Source organism: Aphanothece microscopica RSMan92, assembly GCF_046613545.2.
Taxonomy (GTDB): Bacteria; Cyanobacteriota; Cyanobacteriia; order PCC-6307; family Cyanobiaceae; genus NIES-981.
The window spans coordinates 1-1,600 of record NZ_JBKKKY020000164.1; the positions used below are offsets into that span (position 1 = coordinate 1).

The 1,600-nt window shown below is 71.2% G+C and carries 1 protein-coding gene; it reads left to right on the forward strand.

The genetic code is table 11. The features are described 5' to 3' along the window. Positions 1–237: 237 nt before the first annotated feature. Complete coding sequence (locus ACLD7X_RS16645) at positions 238–1,446, forward strand: DUF389 domain-containing protein (protein ID WP_411424803.1); 1,209 nt, start codon at positions 238–240, stop codon at positions 1,444–1,446. The last annotated feature ends 154 nt before the right edge of the window (positions 1,447–1,600 follow it).

Genomic DNA, 1,600 nt, shown 5'->3' on the forward strand with positions numbered 1-1,600 from the left:
TGCCCCGGCTGGCCCCACTCACCAGCACGGTGCGCTGCCGCAGCGCCGGGGAGGGGCCGGGGTGCGGAGGGGGCTGGGGGGAGCGCTGCGGGCGGGCCATCGGTGCGGGAGCCCCGCTTTCGGCCGCTCCAGGCTGCCATTCGGGCTGCGGATTCAGGCTGCGGATCCGGGTTGCGGATCCGGGCTGGGCCCCGGTGGCCATCTGACTGATGATTCCCGGACGGCTTCGCCAGCACCATGCCTGCTGTTCTCAGTACCACGGCCCTGGGTCGGCAGCTGGAGGCGGATGCCCGGCTCGATCAGGAATTTGTCGTGCTCACGGCGGCCGCCGCCCTGATCGCCACTCTGGGACTGCTGGCCAACAGTGCCGCCGTGGTGATCGGCGCCATGTTGATCGCCCCCTGGATCCTGCCGCTGCGGGCCACGGCCTTCGCCATCCTGCGGGGCCGCCTTCCCCTGGCAGGGCAGGCCCTGTTGACGCTGGGCATCGGCGTGGTGGCCACCGTGCTGATCTCGGCCCTGCTGGGCAGGATCGTGGGACTGGCGGTCTTCGGTTCGGAGGTGATCGGCCGCACCTCCCCCAACCTGCTCGACCTGGGCATCGCCCTGGTGGCCGGAGCGATCGCCACCTACGCGAAGGTGCGCACCAAGGCCATCTCCTCCCTGGCGGGCACGGCCATCGCCGTGGCGCTCGTGCCGCCGGTCTGCGCCCTTGGCCTGCTGCTGGCGGTGGGCCAGTGGCAGCAGGCCTGGGGTGCCGGCCTGCTGTTCGCCGCCAACCTGCTTGGAATCCTCAGCGGCGCCCTGATCACCCTGGGGATCACCCGCCCGGAACTGCGGCAGCGGTTGCTCTCCAGCCGGCTCGGTCTGGTGAGCCTGCTGCTCACCGGCCTGCTGCTGGTGCCCCTGAGCACCAGTTTCCTCACCCTGACCAGCGAGGCCCGTCGCCAGGCGGCCCTGCTCCGGGTCGAACAGGCGATCGATCAGAGCCTGCGCAACGAGACGATCACGCTCGGTCAGGATTCGGAACTGGTGGGCATCACCATCGACTGGGCTCAGAACCCCCCGCTGATCATCGCCTCGGTGCGGGTCAGCAAGCCCAACCTGCCCACGCCCCGGCAGGTGGCGGAGGTGCAGGACTTCATCAATTCCCGGCAGCCCTACCGCTACCGCCTGCTGGTGCAGCGCACCTCCATCGATGTGATCGGTCCGGAGACCGAGCCCAACCCCGAGAGCGTCCGCTCCGAAGGGACCACGCCCTCTCCCTTCGTGCCGCCGGTGCCGCCCCTGCCGAACAATCCATCAACGAATCCGCCAAAGAATCCACCGTCGAATCCGCCCAAGGAGCCCCTGCCCCAGGCGCAACCATCCGACGGGGCCCTGTCCCCCCAGACCTCCCCCCAGTCCTCTCCCCGGACGCCCATCAGGACCGCGCCGGCGGAGTGAGCAGCCGCTGCCGGATGGCCGCGGCGGTGCTGCTGACCGGGGTGGCGGGCTCCACCTCGATCGCGGCGGCCCGCTCGGCGGGGGTGAGCGGCTCCAGCCGCTCCCACTGGGCTGCCAGCACAGCCAGATCGGCGTCGGAGGGGTCGCCGCCGCT

Excerpts from the sequence above, each read along its gene's own strand:
- ACLD7X_RS16645 (WP_411424803.1), top strand. The coding sequence starts at position 238 with ATGCCTGCTGTTCTCAGTACCACGGCCCTGGGTCGGCAGCTGGAGGCG.